Raw genomic sequence first — 23605 nt, forward strand, 5'->3', positions numbered from 1 at the left:
TAAAAAACGGGAGGAGCAGGCATTATGCCAGCTCTTCCCATTTTTCATACAGTTCTTCCAGCTTTTCTGCGATCTCAGCTTTTTCATTGGCAAGCCGGACGCATTCAGCCACATTGACGGCAACCTCAGGCTTTTCCATCTCACTGTCGATCTCTTTGTCCCTGGTTTCCAGGCGTTCAATCTCTGCCTCTGTCTTCTTCAGATCATTTTCACGCTTTCTCTGGCGTGCCTGTTCTTCTTTGCGCTGTTTCCAGTCCAGTTTCGTGGCGGATACGGATTCCGCAGCCTGTTCCTCCTCAAGGCCCGGCGCATAGATGCGGGTGAGCTCCTCCCTTTTCTCCATGTAATAATCATAGTTGCCGATATAGTTTACCATACTCTGGTTGGTCAGCTCCAGGATCCTGGTGGCGGTACGGTTGATAAAGTAACGGTCATGGGATACATACAGCACCGTACCCGTATAATTGCGCAGGGCCTCCTCCAGGATTTCCTTTGACATAATGTCAAGATGGTTGGTAGGCTCATCCAGGATCAGGAAATTGGCTTCTGAGAGCATGAGCTTTGCCAGGGATACGCGACCCCGTTCCCCGCCGCTTAAGGATGCGATCTTCTTAAAGACATCATCCCCGGTAAAGAGAAAGGCAGCCAGAAGATTGCGGATCTCCGTGTTGGTGAGCTTTGGAAAATCATCCGAAATCTCCTGGAAGATGGTTTTCTCCATATGCAGCACGTGGTGCTCCTGATCATAGTAGCCGATGTGTACTTTACTTCCCAGATGGAAGACGCCGGCGTCGGCCGAGACCAGCTCGTTCAGTATTTTGAGTATCGTCGTTTTTCCGGTTCCGTTATTCCCGATGATGGCCACACGCTCCCCGCGTTTGATGGAAAAGTTCAAATCAGAAAACAGCGGGAGGGAGGGAAAGGATTTAGAGAGATGTTCCACGGTCAGCACATCCATGCCGCTCTCTATGCGGGGCTTCAGGTAAATACGCATGGACGCGTTTACCTCAGTCGGTTTTTCTATGACTTCAATCTTATCCAGCATCTTTTCCCGGCTTTCAGCCCGCTTAATGGACTTTTCCCGGTTGAACTGCTTTAATTTGGCAATGACTTCCTCCTGGTGTTTGATCTCCTGCTGCTGATTGAGGTAGGCCTGGTAGGCATCTCTGCGAAGCTGGGCCTTTTTCTCACTGTAGGCGGAATAGTTTCCGCTGAAGGAGCTTACCTTTCCGTTGTCAATATCAATCACCTTGGTCACGATCCTGTCCAGAAAATACCGGTCGTGGGATACGATAAGGACAGCTCCCGGATAATTCAAAAGGTACGTCTCCAGCCAGGAGATAGAGTCCATATCCAGATGGTTGGTAGGCTCATCCAGAAGGATGATATCCGGTTTTGACAGCAGCAGGCGGCCAAGGGCCACACGGGTTTTCTGGCCTCCTGACAGGGTGGAGATTTCTTTTTCAAAGTCACTCTCCGGAAAGCCGAGTCCCTTCAGTACGCCCACAAGCTCACTTTTATACGCATAGCCGTTCTCCATCTCAAACTCATGGGTCAGCCGGGAATACGTCTCCATCAGGCGGTCCAGCTCCTCCCCTTGGGCGTGCTTCATCTGTTTTTCGGTTCTGCGCATATGGAGCTCCATATCCAGAATATGCTGTTTGACCTGGAGCAGAGAGTCATAGATGGTGAGCGCGCTGTCCAACTCCTGATGCTGGGCCAGATAGCCGATGGTCCTGCCCCTTGATAAGATTACCTCTCCGCTGTCCGCGGGAATCTCCTGCATGATGATGCGCAGCAGTGTGGATTTTCCTGCTCCGTTGATGCCCACCAGGGCGGCTTTTTCGCGTTCTTCTATATGGAAGGAGGCATCATGGATCAGATTCATGCCTCCGAACGATTTTTCAATGTTTTGACATGCCAGTATCATTTTATACGAATCTCCTTTATCTTTTGGTTCACCCTTCCTATTATATCGGAAATTCAGAATTTGACAACAGATAAAAACAACAATAACTGGAATTGTATTTGACTTTATTTTAACAATTATATATAATATTCCTATATGAAACAGAAAACTTAGACATAAGGAGGGTAAAGTCGTGGACGAAAAATGCATATCGAAAGCAGTCATCAGAAGACTTCCCCGATATTACAGATATTTAGGAGAACTTTTGGAAGATGGTGTGGAACGTATTTCCTCAAACGAGCTGAGCAGCAAGATGCGCGTGACCGCATCCCAGATCCGCCAGGACCTGAACAATTTCGGAGGATTCGGGCAGCAGGGATACGGCTATAATGTGCAGTACCTGTACACAGAGATCGCCAAGATTCTGGGGCTCGACAGGACCCACAACATGATCATCATCGGAGCCGGCAATCTGGGACAGGCACTGGCCAATTATGTACAGTTTGAAAAGCGCGGATTTAAAGTGGTGGGTATATTTGATGTGAATCCGGTTCTGAAAGGTATCTCTATCCGTGGGAACGAAATTCTTATGATGGATGAACTTCCCCAGTATCTGAAGGATAATGATGTTCAGATCGCAGCGCTGACTCTGCCTAAGAATAACGCGGAGGAGACAGCCAACCTGCTGGTGGAAAACGGAATCAAAGCCATCTGGAATTTCGCACATCTGGATCTGGAGGTCCCGGAGGATGTCATCGTGGAAAATGTACACCTTTCTGAGAGCCTCATGCGATTGTCTTATAACCTGAATTGTTATGTGACCGAACATAAAAAGTAAGAAAAGGCTGCTGCGGAATTTTTGCGGCGGCCTTTTGCTCTGCAGGAAGGTTTGACAGACGTCCCTGATTCATACCGGAATAAGAGAGGAGTGTATGATATGAAACAAATCGTAACCGGCGGACAGATGAAGCTATTGGATGAATACACGATCCACGAGATTGGGATTCCCTCCCTGGTACTTATGGAGCGGGCAGCTCTGAGTGTCTGTCAGGCACTTCGGGAGGAAAATTTTCCTTTGAAAAGAGTTCTGGTGCTCTGCGGTACCGGAAATAACGGTGCGGACGGCGTAGCGGTGGCCCGTATGCTCCATATGACAGGTGTCTCGGCAGATATCTGTATACTTGGAAAAAAGGACCATTATACAGAAGAAATGAGAAAGCAAGTGAAAATTGCAGAAAATTATCATATATCCTTTGTCAAGAATGCAGTACCTGCTGAATATACTACTATAGTAGATGCTGTCTTTGGTGTAGGTCTGTCCAGGGAAGTGGGCGGAAAATACAGGGACACCATCGAAGCTCTGAACCGGTCAGGGGCAAAGGTCATGGCAGTGGACATTCCATCAGGTATCAGTGCTGATACGGGGAAAGTGCTGGGCTGCGCAGTGAAGTCTGATGTGACAGTCACCTTTGCTTATGAGAAGGCAGGTCTTTTATTCTACCCGGGCGCATCCTGCGCGGGCAAGGTAAGGACGGCTGATATCGGAATCTACAGGCTGCCTCAGAATGATTTTGAACTGTCCATACAGAGCTGTGAGGAGAAGGATCTGTGCCGGATTCCGGCGAGAAAGCCGGACGGGAACAAAGGAACTTTCGGGAAAATATTCCTGGCAGCCGGCAGCCGGGATATAAGCGGCGCGGCATATCTCTCCGCCTGTGCGGCTCTTAGGGCCGGCGCAGGCATGATAAAGGTACATACCAGGGAAGAGAACCGTCAGGCACTGACCACAATGCTGCCGGAGGCCATGTACAGCTTTTATGACGATGAAGAGATCCGAAAAGAACAGATCCGGGAAGGGCTTGCATGGGCTGATGTGATCGGGGTAGGACCGGGACTCGGCACAGGACAGCAGGCGGAAGATATTTTGTATACCATACTGGCGGAGGGCAGAAAACCTCTGCTGATCGACGCGGACGGCCTGAATCTGCTGGCCGGCAGAATGGAAGTGCTGTCCCAGTATCCGGCACCGGTCCTTGTGACACCGCATCTGGGTGAGTTTTCCAGAATCTCCGGGGTATCTGTGGAGGAGTGGAAGGAAGCGCCTCTTTACCTGACAAAACGTTTTGCCGGGAAATATCACCTGACAGTCGTGTGTAAAGATTCACGTACCGTCATTTCCGACGGCGGCGAGGAGATATTTATCAACACCTCCGGCAACAGCGGTATGGCAACAGCGGGAAGCGGGGACGTGCTCTTTGGCATCCTCATGGGATTTTTGTCCCAGGGACTTTCAGCCAGGGAGGCGGCAGCTCTCGGCGTTTATTTCCACGGTATGGCAGGGGATATGGCCGCCGCCCAAAAAGGTGAGTACAGCATGATTGCCGGGGATATCATTACACAGACAGCGGAGATCTTGAAGAAAAGAGGAGCAGTTTTATGAAGACACCAAACAGGATTTACGTTTCCATAGATTTGGATGCGGTTTCCTATAATCTGGAAAATATGAAGAAGAATATCCATGAGGACACGAAGATCATAGCCGTACTCAAAGCGGACGGCTATGGACACGGAGCGCTTCCCATTGCCGAACACATAGAATCACTGCCCTATATTTGGGGATTTGCAGTGGCCTGTGTGGAAGAGGGACTTGCTCTTCGGGAGGGCGGCATCAAAAAGCCTGTTCTGATCCTTGGATATACCTTCCTGGAAGATTACGAGACGATTATCAAGAACGATTTCCGTCCAACCGTTTTTACCGGTAAGATGGCTGAGGATTTATCGGACACGGCAAAGCGGCTGAACAAAACAGTAAAGATACATATTAAGCTGGATACAGGCATGACCCGTATCGGCTATCGCGACTTACAGCATGATGTACCGGAGATTCTGAAGATCGCAGAGATGCCCGGCCTTGAAGTAGAAGGTCTGTTCACACATTTTGCCAGAGCCGATGAGACGGACAGGGAACCGGCGTATGTGCAGCTTGAGAGATACCTGAAATTTGTCCATGCACTGGAGGAGAAGGGGCTGCATGTGCCTCTGAAGCACTGTTCCAACAGCGCAGGCATCATCCGTATTCCCGAGGCGAACATGGATGCAGTGAGGGCAGGCATTATTCTGTACGGCCTGTATCCATCCGACCAGGTGGAAAAGGAGCCGGTGCCTTTAAAACCGGTTATGGCTCTCAAAAGCAGAGTTGTATACATAAAGACAGTGGAACCCGGCGTGGAGATCAGTTACGGCGGTACCTTTGTCACAACACGCCCGACCAGGGTGGCCACGATTCCCGTGGGGTATGCGGACGGGTACTGCAGAGGGCTGTCAGGCAGGGGCAGCGTGCTGATACGAGGCAGACGCGCGCCTATTATCGGACGCGTCTGTATGGATCAGTTCATGGCAGATGTGACAGATATTCCGGAAGCGGAAGAGTTAGATGAAGTGACCTTGATCGGAAGAGACGGGCAGGAGTGCATCACAATGGAGGAGCTGGGGGAGATATCCGGCCGTTTCAATTATGAGTTTGCCTGCTGCATCAACAAACGTGTGCCGCGTCTGTACGTTTCCGGGCAGTAGCCGGCCGTGTGGACGTGCCTGCGCACCGTTTTTTCAGCTGTTTGGAGGACTTTTGGCTTCAGAAAAGTAAAAAACAAGAAAAACCATGGAATACACACGAGAGAATTGGGAAGAATTATATCTGAACAGAAAAAAATCGGAGTGTGAAATGTGTGGTTATCAAACGAGGTGATATTTTTTACGCGGATTTAAGGCCGGTGGTCGGAAGTGAGCAGGGCGGAATCCGTCCGGTGCTGATCATTCAGAATGACATCGGAAATAAACACAGCCCCACAGTGATCTGTGCGGCCATAACATCGAAGATGAACAAGGCGAAGCTGCCCACCCATATAGAGATTGACGCATCCTCCTACGCGATCGTGAAGGATTCCGTGATCCTGTTAGAGCAGCTTCGCACAATTGATAAACGAAGATTAAAAGACAAGGTATGCCATCTGGATGCGGAAATACTGAAGAAAGTCAATCATGCCCTGTGCGTGAGCCTGGAACTTCCCACTACATAGTGAAAATTTCCTTTTCGCAGGCTTTCGCCTCCTGCATGGCGATGGGGAACCACCAGGTCTTTACCGGGACGAAGGCAGTTGTATAGATTCCGTTCTTTGCACAGGATAAAACTTCTTCCCGGATATGGCTTCTGACTTCCTCCTCTGTCAGGTTTCCTGCTGCCGCCTGGGCTTCCAGGTCCTGATACTTTGGTGTGATGTTATAGGACAGGCTTCTGCCTGTCTTTTTCATTGCCCCCACAATGTCGTTGATGCCCTGTCCCTGGAAGGAATCTATGCCGATCTCCGGGAACTCCGCTATGATCTGATCCATTTTGCCGCAGGAATGCATATCGAAGAACATGCCGAGAGAGTGACAGTGGGCTGCGATTTTTTTAATCTGCGGTTTGATCAGGCTGCGCCAGATGTCCGGGGAGAAGAACATGTTTTTCTGCGTGCCCCAGTCATCATGGAAGCATACGGCTTCTGTGAGGTAGTACTTTTTCAGAATGTCCAGTTCTCTGCATTTCATCTCTGTAAGCCGGTCGAAAAAGGCGCTTACCTCCTCCGGGTCTGTCAGCATGGCGCAGAGGGCGTTTTCAAAGCCCATGAGTGTGTGCAGACGTTCAAAGGGGCCTTCCAGAAGCATGGAATAATTGAATTTGTCCGGGTCATACTGGTCCACCTTGTCTGCCTTTGCGCTTGCCTCCCAGTCTACGGCGTCCAAATCAGGGAAGACTACTTTTTCCCTCCAGTCACAGATATCATCCAGAACCGGCAAAACACTGGTGTCAGGCACGGCTGCATTTCCCACAGGATCATACACCCAGGTACATCCGAAGAAATCTTTTCCGGACTGGTTATGGGGCGCACGCTCATCCATTCCCGTTATAAAGACAGACAGGTTAGCGTCTGTAAAAAAACTGGGAAACCATTCACCGCGTTCGTGCTGAAAAAATTTTCTGAAATTTTCTTTTGGTGTCATATAAAAACCTCCCATCCAATATTGGTTACTTACATTATACACCAGAATTTTATAAAAACAATGATTTATTCAAAATTTGATTTTGGAACTTTTTCTGCTGCATTCCATGGTATAATGCTAATGTTACATAAAGAAGCAGAGATAAATAAGTCAAGAACAGACCGCCCCACTATTCCGTTTTTAACAGTAAGTTAAATTTTTTAGCTGAAATAAATGATATTTAGTGCTAACAAAAAGACAAATTGCGGGTTTACAAAGAGAAAATGGGCATTAGTATATGGATTTGCTGTCAAAGATTGTCCTTATATATAATACCCATTTCGTTATTTCTGAGGTTTATAACAAATATTTGCACACATGACACCGAGTAGAATCAGTAATGCACCAATGTAGCCCATCAGATTCAGTCGCTCACCCAGAAAAGCAAATGCAAATACCGCAGTAAAGACAGGTTCTAAAGAAAACATAAATCCCGTTGTTTCAGCGCTGACAAATTTCTGCACATAAGCCTGCATGACAAAACCGTAAGCAGAGCAAATCAAGGTTAAACCAAGTAAACTCGCCCACTGGATTCCCGTTTGAGGAAGAACTGGCGTTTCAAAAATGAAGGCTGCTATGGTGGCATAGATACAAGCAAAAAGCATTTGCCAGATGCCCAAGGAAATGCTGTCTACTCGTTCCACAAAGGATTTGCTGACCACAATATGAACAGCATACACAAAAGCAGAAAACAGCATGATACCGCTTCCGATAGAAAACTGTCCAACACCGCCACTGAGCAGGAGGAGACCAGCTGTAACAGCAATAACACCAATCACGATTTTAGTTTCCGGCATACGCTTGCGGAGAACGGCCATGATAATAGGCACAATAATGACTGTCGTGCTTTGCAGAAAACCTGTTTCTGAGGCAGATGTATATTGTACACCCAACAAAAGACACAGGAAAACCGTTGCCAGTAATCCTCCGCATATTGCACTTGCTTTTAAGGTTTGACGATCCGGGCGGCACACTCTGCGGAAAAAGAGAGCAAACATGACCAGAAAGGCGATTCCTGTGCGGAGGGCAACAATGGTAACCGGCGGAATCCCATCCATTAGATAAGCCATAAAAATATAGGAAGTACCCCATGCAAGCGGTACAGTGAACGCTAAAAATGTTGCCTTTTGTTTATTCATCGTTAGACTCCTTGTTTGTTTTTCTTTTATTATAGCTGCGCCCTTGCTATTTGTAAAATCAATAGATATAATGTGTGTATTAGAAAACACGATACAAGGAGGGCGGTTGCAACAATGATCCAAACATCAAAATACACGGTGTTTTGTCGTGTTGTTGAATTAGGCAGTTTCAGTTTAGCGGCGGAGGAATTAGGATATACGCAAAGTTCAGTTAGCCAAAAAGTTTTATCTCTTGAGGAGGAATTAGGGGTAACATTGCTCCTGCGACAGAAAAACCGTCTGGAATTGACGTCAGATGGCGAAAATCTCTATCCCTTTATTCAAGCCATTTATGCGGCGGAAAAAAACCTTTCCGGGAAGAAAAAAGAAATCGAAGGTCTTGAAAGTAGTGTTGTATCCATTGCAGCTTGGTCGAGTGTAAGCAGGTTATATCTACCCATCTTGATGAAAACTTTTCAAGAGAAATACCCTTCTGTAGAGTTCAAACTGCTACAGGGTGGATATGAGGTAAATGCAGCGGCAGTCAGAGCAAGAGAAGCTGATTTGGGATTTATCAGTACAGATACCGCAGAGGATTTGGAATATGATATTTTGTATGAGGATGAATTGCTTGCGGTATTGCCATCTAATCATCCTTTGGCAGAAAAAGATATTGTTTCTGTGAAAGACCTTGCTAAGGAACCTTTTATCCTTATGGATGAGTTGGGGTATTCATATCCACTGGCGGCATTCAAAGATGCAGGTGTGCAACCTCGGAATTTGAAACTGACAGTTTATGACGACTATGCAGTTATGGAAATGGTTCGTCAGGACTTGGGGGTGTCTATGCTATATGAGCGCATCCTGAGAGGCTTTGATGACGGTTTAATTATACGTCCGATAAAAGAAAGACCGAAGCGTAATGTTGCAATCTGTTGGAAAGACAGAAAAACACTGTCTCTGGCGGCAAGAAAATTTCTTGAACATGTCGAAGATTCAAATATATTTGTATTCAACTGATATGAAATAACTTTGAGAGATTTTTGGGAAGATGTAAATTCCAGTTTTCACTTTAATCTCCCATTGAAAAATTAAATACCCATCGCCCACCACAGCGGCACACAAGCAGTAAGTCTGAAAAGATTTGCTGCTTTTTTCATTGTCCAGTTGGCAAAATCCGGCGGCTGTCCGTGTAAGGGATTGTAGGGAAAATTTCTCCGCTCATTCGGCGTTTTTGATTTTTTCCTGTATTAGAGAACAAAGAGGGGGAAATGTCCGTCCATTTTGCTTTTGCCGGTGTTGTAGGAAGTGAGGGAAATTTTCTTTCTGGCGGTTGCCAATTTCCTGCTTTCTGGATTACTAAGGCAAAAGAAAATTTACAAAAATCCCCGAACAGCGGGCAGAAAAGCCCTCTCAAAGTGTATCTTTAGCGGAAAGGAAGAACAGCGGGTAAAAACCGCCGTCCCATTCGCTTTATGAGCGGCAAAAGGAAACGGCACACCGCAGCCCCGCCCCGCCGCAGCCTGATATTTCCCGCCGGTATCAGTGTTTCCCGCCCCCGCGCCGGGGCTATGTGCCGGATAAGGGGAAGTCTGCGGCTTACTTAGAGCAAGTTTCTACCACAGTACCAAAATTCGCTTACCGCTCATTTTGCCCCTGCGGGAAACTTGTTGGGGAGTGCCTTCCCCAAACCCTGCTATGGCGGCTTACGCCGCTTATCCCCGCCGCGCTCATGCGGTAAAGAAAGGAGGTCACGACCATGCGAAAGAAATACAACACGCCCCACCGCAGCCGCGTTGTGAAAACCCGGCTGTCCGAGGAAGAATACGCCGACTTCACAGAGCGGCTTGCCCCTTACGGTATCAGCCAGTCCGAGTTTCTCCGGCAGGCCATACGGCGGGCAACCATACGCCCCGTTGTCCATGTGTCGGCGGTCAATGATGAACTGCTGGCCGCTGTCGGGAAGTTAGCCGCCGAGTACGGGCGGATCGGCGGCAACCTAAACCAGATAGCCCGGTATCTCAACGAGTACGGCGCACCCTACAACGCCCTGTCCGGCGAGGTACGCGCCGCCGTTTCCGACCTTGCCGCCCTCAAATACGAAGTCTTGCAGAAAGTAGGTGACGCTGTTGGCAACACTCAAGCATATCAACTCTAAAAATGCCGACTACGGAGCCGCCGAGCGTTACCTTATGTTCGAGCATGACGAGTTTACCATGAAACCCGTCCTTGACGAAAACGGGCGGCTCATTCTCCGCGAGGACTACCGGCTGTCTGCGCTGAACTGCGGCGGGGAGGATTTTGCCGTTGCCTGTATGCGTTCCAATCTCCGCTATGGGAAGAACCTGCGGCGGGAGGACGTAAAGAGCCACCACTACATCATCAGCTTTGACCCCCGCGACGGCCTGGACAACGGCTTGACCGTAGACCGGGCGCAGGAATTAGGCGAACAGTTTTGCCGGGAGCATTTCCCCGGCCACCAAGCCCTTGTATGCACCCACCCGGACGGGCATAACCACAGCGGCAACATTCATGTGCATATCGTCATTAACAGCCTGCGGATAGAGGAAGTCCCGTTCCTGCCCTACATGGACAGACCGGCGGACACAAAAGACGGCTGTAAGCACCGCTGTACCGACGCTGCCATGCGCTACTTCAAAGCCGAGGTTATGGAGATGTGCCACCGGGAGGGGCTTTACCAGATAGACCTCTTGAACGGCAGCAAAACCAGAGTGACCGACCGGGAATACTGGGCGCGGAAGAAAGGGCAGCTTGCCCTTGATAAGAAGAACGCCCCCATGATTGCGGACGGTATCACGCCCCGGCAGACCAAGTTTGAAACCGATAAGGACAAGCTGCGGCAGGCTTTCCGCGCCGCCCTGTCCGCGTCCACCTCTTTTGCGGGATTTTCCGAAAAGCTACTGGAAACCGGCGTGACCGTCAAGGAGAGCCGGGGGCGGCTGTCCTATCTCACGCCAGACAGGACAAAGCCCATTACCGCCCGGAAGTTAGGGGACGATTTTGACCGCGCCGCCGTCCTTGCCATTTTGGAACAGAACGCCGCCAGAGCCGCCGAACAGCCCGCAGCCATAGCGGAATACCTCCGCGCCGGGAAAGGCCGTCCACAGCCCACAAAAGCCGCCAAAACCGCCCCGGAACAGGACAGCTTGCAGCAGCTTATCGACATTCAAAAGAAACTGTCCGAGGGCAAGGGACGCGGCTATGAGAAGTGGGCGACCATGCACAACCTCAAACAAATGGCAGCGACGCTGAACGCCTACCAGGAGTACGGCTTTACTTCCCCGGAAGAACTGGAAACAGCCCTTGCCGCCGCCCATGCGGGGCTGCGGGAGGTTTCCGGGGAACTGAAAAAGCTGGAAACCCGGCTGGCCGGGAAAAAGGAGTTGCAGCGCCAAGTGCTGGCCTTTGCCAAGACCAAGCCTGTCCGGGACGGGCTGAAAGCCCAGAAGTCCGAGAAAGCCCGCGCAGCCTACCGGCAGGCGCACGAAAGCGAGTTTATCATAGCCGACGCAGCCGCCCGGTATTTCCGGGAGCATGGCATTTCCAAGCTGCCAGCCCGGAAAGCGTTGCAGGCCGAGATTGAGGGGCTTATCGTCCAGAAAGACGGGCTGTATCACGACTACCGGGAGCAGAAAGAGCGCGTCCGCCACTTTCAGACCGTCAAGGGCAATATCGACCAGATGTTACGCCGGAATGAGCCGCAGCGCGGCAGACGGCAGGATTTAGACCGATAAAAACCGCCCCGGACTGATACCGAGAACCTACAAAACGGACTGCCGGTACTTCCCCTATCCGCAATACCACCCGGCTTTTTCAAGGGGCATACAGGGCAGAAAAACCTTGAAAATGACACCGAAACGATACACAAAATGCCGCCTATCCATGTCATTCCGCAGGAATGACATTTTACCCACGATAGGAACGGCAGAAAGGAGCCGCTATGCCGAGAATGAGTAAGAAACGCAAGCAGGAATGGGCGTTTTTCCTCAATGAGCGCAACCGTATCACATACAATCCCCTTTGCCGCAAGTGCCGCCGCACCTGTAAGCAGAGTTTCCGGGCGACCATTATCGACTGTCCGCCTTTTGTTTCCAAGAGGGCAAAGCCGCCCGCCGGGAAAGGGGGCGACCCTTATCGCTGAATATATCACAGCCGAAACAAAGCTGCCGCCCTACCTGCCTTATCCCCGTTTCCTGCTGAAAATGGACATCTCCCAGACCGCCAAGCTGCTGTATGCGCTGCTGTTAGACCGTTCCACCCTGTCGCAGAAGAACGGCTGGCAGGACGACGAGGGCAGGATTTATGTGTTCTATCCCGTCGCGGAGATAGCGGAGATACTGGACAAAAGCACCATGACCGTCCAGAGCGCACTAAAGGAACTGGATATGGCTGGGCTTTTAGAACGGGAACGGAGCGGCTTTTCCGCCCCCAACCGGCTGTATGTGAAACTGCCGCCAGTCCTAAAGATTTCTTTACCCATGACCTATGAAAAACTTTATATCAGTCCTAAAGAAAACTTTACAGATGATGTAAAGAAAACTTTAGATATGACACAAAGAAAACTTTACCCTAACCAAACTAATATAAACAACCTTACAGAGAGCCAAACAATGGGAGTGAGTGGGGAGCCGCCCGCCCCCGCCTATGGCCGCTATGGAAATATCTATCTGTCAGAAACCGAGTACGCCGAGTTGCAGGCCGACTTCCCGGACAGGCTGGAACGGCTTATCGAGGAAATGAGCCGCTACCTTGCCGCCAACGGGAAAACCTACCAGAACTACGCCGCCGCCCTGCGGATATGGGCGGACAATGAAAAAAAGGGAGCAGGAACCGGCCTGCCGGACTACTCATGCGAGGAAGGAGAGAGCCTATGAACGCCACATATCCAGAAATGATTAAAACCATGACCGCCGCCCCGGAGCCGCAGGACTACACCGGCGAGGACGGTTTACTGTACTGCGGCAAGTGCCGCAAGCCCAAAGAATCCTATTTCCCGGAGGGAAAGACGTTGTTCGGGCGTGACCGCCACCCGGCAGAGTGCGACTGCCAGCGGAAAATCCGGGAGGAACGGCAGGCCGCCGAGGAACGCCGCCGCCACCTTGACGCCGTAGAGGAATTAAAACGCCGGGGCTTTTCCGACCAGACCATGCGGGGCTGGACATTCGAGAATGACAACGGCCAGAACCCGCAGACTGCCACCGCCCGCCGCTATGTGGAGGAATGGGAACGGGAGTACGCGGAAAATCTGGGCTGTCTGTTCTGGGGGAGCGTCGGCACCGGCAAAAGCTACCTTGCGGGCTGTATCGCCAACACCCTCATGGAGAAAGAAATCCCCGTCTACATGACGAACTTTGCAGCTATCTTAAATGACCTTTCCGCCAGCTTTGAGGGCAGGAACGAGTACATTTCCCGCCTTTGCCGCTACCACCTGCTTATCATTGACGATTTTGGCATGGAGCGCGGGACGGAATACGGCTTAGAGCAGGTTTACAACGTCATAGACAGCCGCTACCGCAGTGGCAAGCCCCTAATCGTTACCACCAACCTAACCTTGCAGGAATTACAGCACCCAAAGGACACCGCCCACGCCCGGATTTATGACCGGCTGATTGAGATGTGTCCGCCTGTCCGCTTTACCGGCGGGAACTTCCGCAAAGGGAAAGCGCAGAGCAAGCTGGAACGATTGAAAACGCTGTTAGCCGGAGGAAAGGAGAACTGCCTATGACAGAACGAAAAGCAGACCGCGCCGCCCGCCGCCCGGACTGCGTGACGGAAATCCGCATGGGGAACACCGTCCTTGTTGTGTCCGGCTTTTTCAAGGAGAGCAGCACCGAAACCGCCGCCGACAAAATGGAAAAAGTGCTGAAAGCTGAAACTGCTACACAACGACCGTCAATGTGACAAATCATAAAGAATCAACTTTGACGATTTTACCGCTATACAGACAGCCGCCCCATGTGGTACAATCAAGGTACGGAATAGTGGGGCTGGCTGTCGGAAACGGAGGATTTTATGTTAAGACGAGCCACCCAAAACCTCATTACCGCCCTTTATCCGAGATTGTCCCATGAGGACGAGTTGCAAGGCGAGAGCAATTCCATATCCAACCAAAAGCGGATTTTGGAAACCTACGCCAAGCAGAACGGCTTTACCAACCTGCGCTGGTACACCGACGACGGCTTTTCCGGCGCGAACTTTGACCGCCCCGGTTTCCAAGCCATGCTTGCGAACATAGAGGCCGGGAAAGTCGGCACCGTCATCGTCAAGGACATGAGCCGGTTAGGGCGAAACTACTTGCAAGTGGGATTTTATACGGAAATGCTGTTCCCCCAAAAGGGCGTGCGGTTTATCGCTGTCAATGACAACGTGGACAGTGACAACGGCGGCATGGACAACGATTTTACCCCGCTGCGGAATCTTTTTAACGAATGGCTGGTGAGAGATACGAGCAAGAAAATCAAGGCTGTCAAGAGAGCCAAAGGCATGAGTGGGAAACCAATCACAAGCAAGCCGGTTTACGGCTACCTCATGGACGAGGACGAGAATTACATCATGGACGAGGAAACCGCCCCCGTTGTGCAGAAGATTTACCAGCTTTGCCTTGCGGGGAACGGCCCGACCAAGATTGCCCGTATGCTTACGGAGCAGCAAATCCCCACGCCGGGAACGCTGGAATACCGCAGGACGGGCAGCACCCGCCGCTACCACCCCGGCTATGAATGTAAGTGGGCGACCAATACCGTCGTGCATATCCTTGAAAACCGGGAGTACACCGGCTGTCTGGTAAACTTCAAGACGGAAAAGCCATCTTACAAGATGAAACACAGCGTAGAGAACCCCATTGAAAAGCAGGCGATTTTCCCCGGCCACCATGAGCCGATTATCGACGCGGAAACATGGGAGCGTGTGCAGGAGTTACGCAAGCAGCGCAAACGCCCCAACCGCTATGATGAAGTGGGCTTGTTCTCCGGTATGCTGTTCTGCGCCGACTGCGGCAGCGTCCTCTATCAGCAGAGATACCAGACGGACAAGCGGAAACAGGACTGCTACATCTGCGGCAGCTACAAAAAGCGCACCCGCGACTGTACGGCGCACTTTATCCGCACCGACCTGTTGACCGCCGGTGTCCTCTCCAATCTCCGGCAAGTGACGGAATACGCCGCCAAGCATGAGAGCCGCTTTGTCAAGCTGCTTATCCAGCAGAACGAAATCGGCGGCAGGAGAAAGACCGCCGCAGCCACCAAGCAGCTTGAACAGGTACAGGAGCGCATTTCCGAAATCAGCCGCATTATCAAGCGGCTTTATGAGGACAACGTAAGCGGGAAAATCAGCGACGAGCGTTTCATGGAACTGTCCGCAGACTACGAGCAGGAACAGCGGGAACTGAAAGACCGCGCCGCCGGTTTGCAGGAAGAACTGGACAAGTCGCAGGCCGCCACCGTCAACGCGGAGAAATTCATGGGGATTGTGAGAAAGCACCTTGCCTTTGAGGAACTTACCCCCACCCTCTTGCGGGAAATGATTGAGAAAATCGTCGTCCATGAGTGCAGCTATGACGAGGACGGCACCCGCAGACAGGACATAGAGATTTATTACAGCTTTGTCGGCAAGATTGATTTGCCGGAATGACCGCCCGACCTATCCGACGTAATCGCGAAACGCCGGATAGGAACGGCAAAATTTTTTACACTTCTATTACTTCTTTATCGCACATCAGCAAATAGATATAGAATAAAGTGACTGTAAGAGCGGGAAGGAGGGAGTGAAATGAAAACGATCCATAAAGATACGGGAGCCAAAGGTGCAGAGTATGGTTTTGAACTGGACCGGGAGGTGAACCTGCTGGTTCATGAACCCAAAACAGGTCCTTTTATCAGACAGAAGTATCCTTTATATTCCCAACTGACTTCCGGCGGCAAAGACCTGGCATTTTATCTTGCGGTTCTCGACATCTGTGTCATAGTGTGCGGCAGCAAGAGCTGGTGGGAAGAGGAAAGGAGACTGAGAGACTACACAAGGGAACTTGTCACCAGGATGCCGGCGCAGTGTGGGATACTTTCTGCCAACAGCCTGACCTGTTCCAGCCAGATTTACGCGGTGTTTTATGAGAGAGGAGACAAGAGAAGTCTGCGCAGGGAGACTGAACAGATTTTTCTCCGGCTGAAGACCGTTCTCGGAGAACAGAAAGGTGTATATCTGACTGTAGGTGTCAGCAGTCTGACCGACAGGGTCTGCCTGCAGAATCTGGAGGAGGCCAGAATTGCTTTGGAGCGCAGAATCGCATATGGGTGCTCCAACTTATATTTTTACGAGGATGAGTACATTTTCCGGACAAAGAAGCTGCCCGCTGTCAGGTTTCACATGTTGGAGAAATATCTGGAGCAGGGGCAGTCAGAGAAAAGCAGGAAAATGCTGCACACCCTTTTTTCCGAGGATATGGTCAAGAAGTACGGCATGTCCTATATCAGGATTCTATGGGTAAGGACCCTGAGCATTCTCATGCAGTATTATGAACCGGAGATCCGGGGCGCCATTGATGCGGATATGCTTCTGAAGAGCTATTATGTGCTGGATAAAATGTACACCATGGATGAGATATTTGACTATATCTGGAACATAGCCGCAGAATTCCAGAACGGCCGCAGGCGTTCGGATTCCAGGGCCAGAGACAAGGTCCTTTTGGCAGAGGAGTACATAAAAAAGCATTACTGTGAAGAGATATCCATCAATCTGCTGTCAGAGCGCTACGGTATGAATCCCAATTATTTCTCCGCGATCTTTAAAAAGGAAATGCACCATTCCCCGGTGGATTACATTACCAGGCTGCGTGTGGAGAAGGCAAAGGAGTATTTAAAGGAAACGCATCTGCATATAAGGGAAATATCAGAGAGAGTGGGGTATGAAGACTGTCATTACTTTTTCCGTGTGTTCAAAAAAATCACAGGAATGACACCCATGCAGTACCGGCAGTCCGATACTGTGTAAATAATCCACCGGATATGTGGGATTTGTCCATTGCCTGCAAAGCGTTTAGAAAATATAATGAGTTATATTTGGTTATGGATGAGTCACGGGGAGATAAGAGATGGAAATCACGTATATGGAGCAATCTGAAAGTGCGGTCTGGGAAGATTTTGTCATTCCCAGATATGCCAGCATCCCGGCGCTGTGCAGGCAGTTTAAACAGCTCGGAAGAAAGCGCAGGGGCTGCCACTGCATATTTATGGATACCGGCGGTCTGAGCTTTCAGAGAAAGCGGGAGCTGGTGAAGGTGATCATACGATGTCTGTATCAGGGCGCCTACCATTTTTGCGAAAATGCGCTGGAAGAATTGGAAACGGCTACGGTATATCAGTGCAGGGACAGGCTGTGTGACTATGGTGATGGTATCTTTTATATTATTTCATCAGAAAATTTACTGTCCGCCGTCACAGAGGGAAAGAGGGAGGCTGTCTGTATCGGTCATGCCAGAACCCTGGGCAACCTTCCTTTCCGGCATATCAATGTTGAGAAGATGGCCCGATATGCAGAGGAGCTGGCCGAATCCCTTGGCGTGCCCTGCGATTCGGTCAAAGAGGCAGGGGTGCGTACCGTTACCCTGCATTATAACTGCGGCTCATGTATGGGGGCTGTGGCTTTGATCGGAAGAAGCATTTTTTACGGAATAGAAGAGGAGCTGTACCATGCCTATCACGACGCCCAGGAGGATATCTGTTTTGACCTGTGCGGAGCTGCGGACATGCTGTCTGTTTTTGAGATCCTGGCCGGAAGCAAGACAGGAAAAAACATCATCGCGGTTTTGAGTTTTACGGAAACTGCCTCCGATGAGGGGGTATGGGACAGACGTCAAAATAAACTCTGCGCCGCGCGGAGAAAAAGCCGGATCATGCTGGCTGACGCCATGGTTCGGGCCCAGAATATGGGCGCTGTGTGGCTGATCGACCTGTCCTCCCTTACCTATGCCTGCAGAGCGGAATATGGGGATTTTGTCACAGGTATTTTCAGCAATGACAAGGAGACGGGGGAACGGTTCCGTTTTACTGCCCAGGGATTGGGAGAGCCGGCATTCGCACTGCCGCTGGACCATATCTACCATGAACTGCCGTGGCCGGAATGCCGGAAAAAGCATCTCAGCGTAGCGCTTGCATTTCAGCGGAATATATTGAGAAAAGGCGTGCGCTGGATCCATCTGGACGCAGCAGGCCCTTCTGTGAACCGGGAGGATACGCTTTACATGGAAAAGGGAGCCAGCGGGGCGGATATAGCCGCGATCGCGGCCTTTGTTGAAAAAGAATTGCCCGGAGAGTTCATGATGTGAACCTCTTCGGGGGATTCTTTTTTTCTTGACTGCTGTGCACGAAAATGGTATCTTAATATAGGACAGCCCTGCAAAAAGGGCAAATATGAGGGAAGAAAGAAGGAATTTTTTAATCATATGGATGACGGGAGTAGTCCTTTATGGGCGGTAATGGTTTTTCTATTATTCATCATCATTAACGGAATTTTATATGGATTTGGCTCTGCCATACAGAAAGTAAGCGAAAGTGAAGTGGAGAAAAGGCAGCAGGAGGGTGACAAAAAATCCCGCTGGCTCCTGGATGTGGTGAACAACCCGGTTATGGTGGTCAATACCATCCTTACGGTCGGTACGCTTCTCAGTATCCTGGCCGGGTATGTGGGAATCCGTGAGATTGTTCCATACATGTATACGGCACTGAACGGGGTATCTGCATTTTCCTACATACCGGACGCTTTACTGCGCGGCATTTGTGTTGTGATCGTGGTGCTGTTGGTGCTGATCCTGCTTGTGGCTGTGGGCGTGATTTCCGCCAAGAAACTGTTTACCTGTAATCCCCATCAATGGGTTTACCGCACAGCCGGACTGGTACGGCTGATCGTGAAGCTGTTTTATCCGATTACGTTTTTGATTATGAAGCTGTCCAACGGACTGGTGCGCCTGCTGGGTGTGGATCCCCATCATAACGAAGAAGATGTGACAGAAGAAGAGATCATTTCAATGGTGGATGATGCCCATGAACAGGGTGTGATTGAAGAAAATGAAGCGGAAATGATTCAGAATATCATGGAGTTTTCCGACAAGGAAGCCCAGGATATTATGACTCACCGGAAAAATGTCAGCGCCATAGAGGTAAATACGCCTCTGGCAGAAGCGCTTTCCTATATGCTGAACGGAAGCAATTCCAGATATCCGGTATACAGGGAGGATATTGATGACATTATCGGCATTCTGCATCTGAAGGATGCCATGAAACAGATGACCTTTGAGAACAAAGGGGATGTGCCCGTGGGCCAGATACCGGATCTGATCCGGGAGGCCTCCTATATTCCGGAAACCAGAAGCATCAATGATCTGTTCAAACGGATGCAGGCCAAGAAGATCCACATGGCTGTGGTGGTGGATGAATACGGACAGACTTCAGGCATTGTGACCATGGAGGATATTCTGGAAGAGATTGTGGGCAATATCCTGGACGAATATGACGAAGACGACCATTTTATTGTGGAGCAGCTTGATGACTCCTATCTGATGAAAGGACTTACTCCGCTGGAAGAGGTGGGAGAGGTGCTGGACATTGATTTTGAGGATGAAGACTATGAGACATTAAATGGATATCTGACCTCTTTACTCGGGCATATACCGAATATGCAGGAGGATAAGGAAGTCAGGGCAAATGGATATTTATTTACCATCCTTGGGGTGGAAAATAATACAATACAAAAAGTAAGGGTGGAAAAACTGCCCAAAAAAGAAGGAGAAGAGAAATGTCAGGACATTCAAAATTCGCAAACATAAAACATAAAAAAGAGAAAAATGATGCAAAAAAAGGTAAAATCTTTACCGTAATCGGCAGGGAAATCGTGGTAGCCGTAAAAGAGGGCGGCCCGGACCCTGCAAACAACAGTAAACTCCGCGATGTGATCGCAAAGGCAAAAGCAAACAACATGCCAAACGATACCATTGACCGCGGTATCAAGAAAGCAGCCGGCGATGCCAATGCGGACAACTACGAATACATCACCTACGAAGGCTACGGCCCAAGCGGTGTGGCTGTCATTGTGGAGACCCTGACAGACAACAAGAACCGTACAGCCAGCAATGTGAGAAGTGCTTTCACAAAAGGAAACGGCAATATCGGAACACCGGGATGCGTATCCTTTATGTTCGATAAAAAAGGCCAGATCATCATCGACAAAGAAGAGTGTGAGATGGACGCAGACGACCTGATGATGATCGCTTTGGACGCAGGCGCAGAAGACTTTTCCGAGGAGGAGGACAGCTTTGAGGTCCTCACAGCTCCGGATGATTTCAGTGCTGTCCGCGAAGCCCTGGAAAAAGAGGGCATCCCCATGGCAGAAGCCGATGTTGCCATGATCCCCCAGACCTATGTGGAACTCTCCGATGAGCAGGATGTGAAGAACCTGCAGAGAACACTGGATCTGCTTGAGGATGACGATGACGTACAGTATGTATGGCATAACTGGGACGAGTAAAAATCGCTGAATATAAAATACCTCTTTGTGCAGGGAACTGTGCAGAGGGGTATTTTTGTATTTACATCTGTTGGACTTTATTGTGCGGAAATGGTATGATATCAATATAGGAATAGGCGAATCAGTAAATGGCATTTTGGACAGGTGAAGTCTATGGAAGCAAAACAGAAAAAAATATTTAAAAGGATTGTAGGGCTGCTTTTCTTCATTCCTCCGACAATTCTTCTTTATTATTTGAAAACCGGGCAGCTATGGAACCGGAAATTGTACTATTACGTGGTATTTTTCCTCTATGGCAGTCTGAGTATTTTTTATATTATAGAAATAATCCTATTGCGGAAAAAGAAAAAGTCCATTTGGGAGGACAGGGAATTACTGATAGCAACCCTTTTGGTTATATTTTGCTTTGTGGATTCCATATTCTCTTATGTAGAATTTGAGTATTCAAAAGACGTGTATGAAAAATGTCTGGAACATCTTCGCCAGGGGTGGTAGAACTTTGTAAAAGGTTGAACGGAGGTGAGCATATGCAGGATAAAAAGGAATCCGAGGATTTAAAAGACAGACTGGCCTATGAGCCGGAAGAAGTCAAGCGGATGGTGGAGGAGTACAACAGACAGAAGCAGATAGAATTTGAAGACCTGCATTCAGAGAAAACCTGTAAGATCATTTCAGTATTTAATGTGTTTCAGAACATACTTCTCATAGCCTGGCTTATCAGCTTTATAATCAGTATTGTTGAACTGTATATGCATTATCCCCTAACCAATCATTCAATCCGTTTCGGAAGAGACAGACGTATTCTCACGCCTATAATTATGCCGGTTGCTGTGATGATGGGCGAATATATTGGCGGACTGAGTAAAATCGGAGGTACTGTTTTTACCACATTGGGTGGTGCCTTTGCGCTTTGGATCACAAAGGAATATATACTGTTATATCCGAATATGCAGATTTCAACATGGCTTACAGCATTTTTTATTATAATGGCATATATCTGCTGTATCATCATGAATTTCCAACCCAGTATTAACCGCTATCTAAAAAGATATCCTTCCAGATTATGGTTTGATCCGGCCCGTGATAAGAGAAAAAAGAAGAAATAATTTTGCCACAGCCTGCAATATCAACAGAATAAAATGCAGCACATTGCTCTGATCCGGGCTATGCATAATAATCACCAAATTACATATCCTACCTCCAGGAATAAAATCTTGGAGGTACTTTTATGTCTGAAGAAAAGAAAAATGAACTGGAGAAAACAGAAAAGCAGAATGAACAGATAGAAGATATGGGGCAGCTTGATTTATCGGATAATGAAAAACAGTATCACATCCATCTTCTGTCCATCATAGGCGAGGTGGAAGGCCACGAATCCCTGCCGAACAACAGTAAGACAACAAAATACGAACATGTCCTTCCAAAGCTCGCTGTCATTGAAGACAGCAAGGATGTGGACGGCCTGCTGATCCTGCTGAACACGGTAGGCGGAGATGTGGAGGCAGGGCTGGCAATTGCGGAGATGATCGCGTCCCTGAGCAAACCGACCGTTTCCCTGGTGCTTGGAGGCGGTCACTCCATCGGTGTGCCTATGGCTGTATCTGCGGATTACTCTTTTATTGTGCCCTCTGCCACCATGGTGATCCATCCGGTCCGGAGCAACGGAATGTTTATCGGTGTGATGCAGTCTTATAAAAACATAGAAAAGATACAGGACCGTATCACAGGCTTTGTCTCTTCCCATTCCAAAATGACCCAGGAGCGTATCGAAGAACTGATGCTGGATCCCACCCAGCTTGTCAAGGATGTGGGCACTATGCTGGAGGGCGAAGAGGCCGTAAAAGAAGGTCTCATAGATGAAGTGGGCGGTATTTCCCAGTCTCTGGAAAAACTGTATGAACTCATAGAAGAAAATAAGAAAAAAGACGCCTGATCGAAAATTCTTAAATTTTGTAAAGACTTTTAAGTTGTGTGAAATGCAATTTTATGATAAAATAAACATTTGATAAAGTTTATCACTCCATCTGTGCGCTGTACACAGGAATCAGATGGAGAAAATACATATGAAGAGGTTGACCACATGTCATTATTACAGGCACTTCTGCTTGGACTGGTGCAGGGAATCACAGAATTCCTTCCGGTGAGCAGTTCCGGGCATCTGGCTATTATGCAGAATCTATTAAACATCAATACCGATACAGGCGTGTTGTTCGATGTGATTTTACATTTGGGAACGCTGACAGCTATTTTTATCGCGTTCTGGAAGGACATTAAGAAGCTGATCCTGGACGGCTGCGGAATGATCTATGATATCATTCAGAATATTAAAATATGGTCACACAACAGAAGAGAACACGATGCCAGGCGTTATAGGAAGATCGTGTCCTCCAATTATCGTAAATTTATCCTGCTTATTACGGTTTCTACAATTCCCACTGCGATTGTGGGACTGCTTCTGCAGAATGTTGTGGAAACAGCCGGCAGCAATCTGCTGGCACCCGGGGTTGGGCTTTTTATCACCGGCATCCTGCTTTTGGTGGTGGACTTCTTCCCGGCAGGTGACAAAATACCGAAAGATGTATCCTTTTGGATCGCGCTGGCTATCGGCTTTTTTCAGGGAATCGCCGTATTTCCGGGAATCTCCAGGTCCGGTATGACCATAGCAGCCTGTCTGCTCTGCGGTCTCAACAGAAAATTTGCAGTAAAATATTCATTTATCATGTCCATTCCGGCTGTGTTGGGGGCAGCAGTCCTGGAATTGAAGGACATACCCGGCTCGGGAGTCACACTTCCCGTGTTTGGGGAATATCTGGCGGCAGCCGTTCTTGCAGGAGCAGCGGGGTACTTCTGCATCAAAACAATGCTGCGGCTGATACAGCGCAAAAAATTCCGGTATTTCAGTATTTACTGTTTTATCATCGGAATTGTTGCTGTAACGTGTAATTTTGTCCTGTAGGTGCAAACC

At 49.2% G+C, this 23605-nt stretch carries 22 protein-coding genes; 19 read left to right on the forward strand and 3 right to left on the reverse strand.

The genetic code is table 11. The features are described 5' to 3' along the window. Nucleotides 1-22 precede the first annotated feature (22 nt). Nucleotides 23-1930: a ribosomal protection-like ABC-F family protein gene (abc-f, locus tag V8Q34_RS03135; protein WP_335834779.1), complete on the reverse strand. Its 1908-nt coding sequence runs from the start codon at nt 1928-1930 to the stop codon at nt 23-25. Nucleotides 1931-2102: 172 nt separating this feature from the next. On the opposite strand from abc-f, the gene V8Q34_RS03140 reads away from it, so the two are divergent. The 4 genes from V8Q34_RS03140 (at nt 2103) to V8Q34_RS03155 (ending at nt 5985) form a co-directional block, all read left to right on the forward strand. After that, the gene (locus tag V8Q34_RS03140) at nt 2103-2747 is read left to right on the forward strand and encodes a redox-sensing transcriptional repressor Rex (protein ID WP_033140311.1); all 645 of its coding nucleotides are present in this window, start codon (nt 2103-2105) and stop codon (nt 2745-2747) included. A 99-nt stretch (nt 2748-2846) separates the two neighbouring features. Further along, nucleotides 2847-4349, forward strand: coding sequence for an NAD(P)H-hydrate dehydratase (locus V8Q34_RS03145; RefSeq protein ID WP_335834780.1), 1503 nt, complete (start codon nt 2847-2849; stop codon nt 4347-4349). After that, a complete protein-coding gene (alr, locus tag V8Q34_RS03150) occupies nt 4346-5482 on the forward strand; it encodes an alanine racemase (protein WP_033140309.1) in 1137 nt (378 codons plus the stop codon). Before V8Q34_RS03145 ends, alr begins: the two co-directional genes overlap by 4 nt. Nucleotides 5483-5634: 152 nt before the next feature. Further along, on the forward strand, nt 5635-5985 hold the full coding sequence (locus V8Q34_RS03155) for a type II toxin-antitoxin system PemK/MazF family toxin (protein WP_018594007.1): 351 nt from the start codon (nt 5635-5637) through the stop codon (nt 5983-5985). Here the strand turns inward: V8Q34_RS03155 and V8Q34_RS03160 are convergent. Next, nucleotides 5978-6949, reverse strand: a complete 972-nt coding sequence (locus V8Q34_RS03160; protein WP_158587324.1) for a uroporphyrinogen decarboxylase family protein — start codon at nt 6947-6949, stop codon at nt 5978-5980. The genes V8Q34_RS03155 and V8Q34_RS03160 overlap by 8 nt on opposite strands. Before the next feature lie 323 nt (nt 6950-7272). Further along, nucleotides 7273-8127, reverse strand: coding sequence for a DMT family transporter (locus V8Q34_RS03165; protein ID WP_087224609.1), 855 nt, complete (start codon nt 8125-8127; stop codon nt 7273-7275). Between the two features lie 114 nt (nt 8128-8241). Between V8Q34_RS03165 and V8Q34_RS03170 the strand changes: the two genes are divergently transcribed. From V8Q34_RS03170 to V8Q34_RS03240, 15 genes are all read left to right on the forward strand, one after another. Beyond that, nucleotides 8242-9126 carry a LysR family transcriptional regulator gene (locus tag V8Q34_RS03170; protein WP_087224612.1) on the forward strand — a complete coding sequence of 295 codons (885 nt, stop codon included), beginning with the start codon at nt 8242-8244 and terminating at the stop codon, nt 9124-9126. 739 nt (nt 9127-9865) lie between these two features. Further along, the gene (locus tag V8Q34_RS03175) at nt 9866-10264 is read left to right on the forward strand and encodes a plasmid mobilization protein (RefSeq protein WP_178806054.1); all 399 of its coding nucleotides are present in this window, start codon (nt 9866-9868) and stop codon (nt 10262-10264) included. Further along, nucleotides 10236-11861 carry a relaxase/mobilization nuclease domain-containing protein gene (locus V8Q34_RS03180; RefSeq protein ID WP_335834781.1) on the forward strand — a complete coding sequence of 542 codons (1626 nt, stop codon included), beginning with the start codon at nt 10236-10238 and terminating at the stop codon, nt 11859-11861. Before V8Q34_RS03175 ends, V8Q34_RS03180 begins: the two co-directional genes overlap by 29 nt. Nucleotides 11862-12067: 206 nt before the next feature. Then, nucleotides 12068-12268, forward strand: coding sequence for a hypothetical protein (locus V8Q34_RS03185; RefSeq protein WP_335834782.1), 201 nt, complete (start codon nt 12068-12070; stop codon nt 12266-12268). A 4-nt stretch (nt 12269-12272) separates the two neighbouring features. Continuing rightward, on the forward strand, nt 12273-13001 hold the full coding sequence (locus V8Q34_RS03190) for a replication initiator protein A (RefSeq protein ID WP_442893845.1): 729 nt from the start codon (nt 12273-12275) through the stop codon (nt 12999-13001). Continuing rightward, complete coding sequence (locus tag V8Q34_RS03195; protein WP_335834784.1) at nt 12998-13852, forward strand: ATP-binding protein; 855 nt, start codon at nt 12998-13000, stop codon at nt 13850-13852. The genes V8Q34_RS03190 and V8Q34_RS03195 overlap by 4 nt, the downstream gene beginning before the upstream one ends. After that, nucleotides 13849-14028 (forward strand): transposon-encoded TnpW family protein, encoded by a 180-nt coding sequence (locus tag V8Q34_RS03200; RefSeq protein ID WP_335834785.1) that lies wholly within the window; start codon nt 13849-13851, stop codon nt 14026-14028. Before V8Q34_RS03195 ends, V8Q34_RS03200 begins: the two co-directional genes overlap by 4 nt. 111 nt (nt 14029-14139) lie before the next feature. After that, nucleotides 14140-15756 (forward strand): recombinase family protein, encoded by a 1617-nt coding sequence (locus tag V8Q34_RS03205; RefSeq protein WP_335834786.1) that lies wholly within the window; start codon nt 14140-14142, stop codon nt 15754-15756. Nucleotides 15757-15894: 138 nt separating this feature from the next. Then, nucleotides 15895-17112 carry a helix-turn-helix transcriptional regulator gene (locus V8Q34_RS03210; RefSeq protein ID WP_118594088.1) on the forward strand — a complete coding sequence of 406 codons (1218 nt, stop codon included), beginning with the start codon at nt 15895-15897 and terminating at the stop codon, nt 17110-17112. Between the two features lie 100 nt (nt 17113-17212). Next, nucleotides 17213-18445, forward strand: a complete 1233-nt coding sequence (locus V8Q34_RS03215) for a hypothetical protein (RefSeq protein WP_335834787.1) — start codon at nt 17213-17215, stop codon at nt 18443-18445. Nucleotides 18446-18562: 117 nt separating this feature from the next. Then, the gene (locus V8Q34_RS03220; protein ID WP_033140305.1) at nt 18563-19942 is read left to right on the forward strand and encodes a hemolysin family protein; all 1380 of its coding nucleotides are present in this window, start codon (nt 18563-18565) and stop codon (nt 19940-19942) included. Continuing rightward, a complete protein-coding gene (locus V8Q34_RS03225) occupies nt 19912-20640 on the forward strand; it encodes a YebC/PmpR family DNA-binding transcriptional regulator (RefSeq protein WP_033140304.1) in 729 nt (242 codons plus the stop codon). The genes V8Q34_RS03220 and V8Q34_RS03225 overlap by 31 nt, the downstream gene beginning before the upstream one ends. Nucleotides 20641-21167: 527 nt before the next feature. Then, nucleotides 21168-21746 (forward strand): hypothetical protein, encoded by a 579-nt coding sequence (locus V8Q34_RS03230; protein WP_148391461.1) that lies wholly within the window; start codon nt 21168-21170, stop codon nt 21744-21746. Between the two features lie 122 nt (nt 21747-21868). Then, nucleotides 21869-22573 carry a ClpP family protease gene (locus V8Q34_RS03235; protein ID WP_033140301.1) on the forward strand — a complete coding sequence of 235 codons (705 nt, stop codon included), beginning with the start codon at nt 21869-21871 and terminating at the stop codon, nt 22571-22573. 147 nt (nt 22574-22720) lie between these two features. Beyond that, nucleotides 22721-23596, forward strand: a complete 876-nt coding sequence (locus V8Q34_RS03240; RefSeq protein ID WP_033140300.1) for an undecaprenyl-diphosphate phosphatase — start codon at nt 22721-22723, stop codon at nt 23594-23596. The last annotated feature ends 9 nt before the right edge of the window (nt 23597-23605 follow it).

This window comes from Blautia sp. JLR.GB0024, from assembly GCF_037000545.1.
Classification (GTDB): Bacteria; Bacillota; Clostridia; order Lachnospirales; family Lachnospiraceae; genus Blautia; species Blautia celeris.

Bases quoted from the DNA above. Each gene is read 5' to 3' on its own strand.
- abc-f (WP_335834779.1), bottom strand. From the start codon at position 1,930: ATGATACTGGCATGTCAAAACATTGAAAAATCGTTCGGAGGCATGAAT.
- V8Q34_RS03145 (WP_335834780.1), top strand. From the start codon at position 2,847: ATGAAACAAATCGTAACCGGCGGACAGATGAAGCTATTGGATGAATAC.
- alr (WP_033140309.1), top strand. From the start codon at position 4,346: ATGAAGACACCAAACAGGATTTACGTTTCCATAGATTTGGATGCGGTT.
- V8Q34_RS03160 (WP_158587324.1), bottom strand. From the start codon at position 6,949: ATGACACCAAAAGAAAATTTCAGAAAATTTTTTCAGCACGAACGCGGT.
- V8Q34_RS03165 (WP_087224609.1), bottom strand. From the start codon at position 8,127: ATGAATAAACAAAAGGCAACATTTTTAGCGTTCACTGTACCGCTTGCA.
- V8Q34_RS03170 (WP_087224612.1), top strand. From the start codon at position 8,242: ATGATCCAAACATCAAAATACACGGTGTTTTGTCGTGTTGTTGAATTA.
- V8Q34_RS03175 (WP_178806054.1), top strand. From the start codon at position 9,866: ATGCGAAAGAAATACAACACGCCCCACCGCAGCCGCGTTGTGAAAACC.
- V8Q34_RS03185 (WP_335834782.1), top strand. From the start codon at position 12,068: ATGCCGAGAATGAGTAAGAAACGCAAGCAGGAATGGGCGTTTTTCCTC.
- V8Q34_RS03195 (WP_335834784.1), top strand. From the start codon at position 12,998: ATGAACGCCACATATCCAGAAATGATTAAAACCATGACCGCCGCCCCG.
- V8Q34_RS03200 (WP_335834785.1), top strand. From the start codon at position 13,849: ATGACAGAACGAAAAGCAGACCGCGCCGCCCGCCGCCCGGACTGCGTG.
- V8Q34_RS03205 (WP_335834786.1), top strand. From the start codon at position 14,140: ATGTTAAGACGAGCCACCCAAAACCTCATTACCGCCCTTTATCCGAGA.
- V8Q34_RS03210 (WP_118594088.1), top strand. From the start codon at position 15,895: ATGAAAACGATCCATAAAGATACGGGAGCCAAAGGTGCAGAGTATGGT.
- V8Q34_RS03215 (WP_335834787.1), top strand. From the start codon at position 17,213: ATGGAAATCACGTATATGGAGCAATCTGAAAGTGCGGTCTGGGAAGAT.
- V8Q34_RS03220 (WP_033140305.1), top strand. From the start codon at position 18,563: ATGGATGACGGGAGTAGTCCTTTATGGGCGGTAATGGTTTTTCTATTA.
- V8Q34_RS03225 (WP_033140304.1), top strand. From the start codon at position 19,912: ATGTCAGGACATTCAAAATTCGCAAACATAAAACATAAAAAAGAGAAA.
- V8Q34_RS03230 (WP_148391461.1), top strand. From the start codon at position 21,168: ATGCAGGATAAAAAGGAATCCGAGGATTTAAAAGACAGACTGGCCTAT.
- V8Q34_RS03235 (WP_033140301.1), top strand. From the start codon at position 21,869: ATGTCTGAAGAAAAGAAAAATGAACTGGAGAAAACAGAAAAGCAGAAT.
- V8Q34_RS03240 (WP_033140300.1), top strand. From the start codon at position 22,721: ATGTCATTATTACAGGCACTTCTGCTTGGACTGGTGCAGGGAATCACA.